Consider the following 522-nt stretch of genomic DNA (forward strand, 5'->3'; position numbering starts at 1 on the left):
CACAAAGCCCTCGCCGAAGGGACCGGGGCGGAGAAATGGCTGGTCCCCTCGGACTACCTTTTCCTCTACCGCGATCGGGCGCATTTCGAAGGGGACGCCTTTGGATGGGGCATCCGGCGCAAGCATGGGTTTCACTGGGATGAGCTCGAAGGGCAGGCCTTGCATGACTATGACCCAGTCTTCAGTCGCGACATCTCATTTGCGACCCGGCTGGCGGATCACGGCCATATCAGAGATCCAGGCCGCTATGTGAAAGACCTTGCCGCCCATGTCGAGGCCAATGGCGGGCGCATTCTGCGCGCCGAGGTTGAGGATGTTATCCGTGAAGCAGGCAAAGTCACCGGCGTGCGCGCGGGCGGCGAGACCATCGCCTGCGACACGGCCATCGTCAGCGCGGGCGTCTGGTCCGGGCTTCTGGCCAAACGGCTGGGCATCTCGGTCCCGCTGGAAAGCGAGCGTGGCTACCATCTTGAACTGGTCGCGCCATCGGCCATGCCCCGCAGCCCGGTCATGGTGGCCTCC

The 522-nt window shown here is 64.2% G+C and carries 1 protein-coding gene; it reads left to right on the plus strand.

The window, feature by feature from the left end:
- A partial coding sequence (locus ACR0E6_RS23100) for an NAD(P)/FAD-dependent oxidoreductase (RefSeq protein WP_480587825.1) occupies positions 1–522 on the plus strand: 522 nt, incomplete at both ends.

This window comes from Ruegeria sp. AP12 (assembly GCF_056540025.1).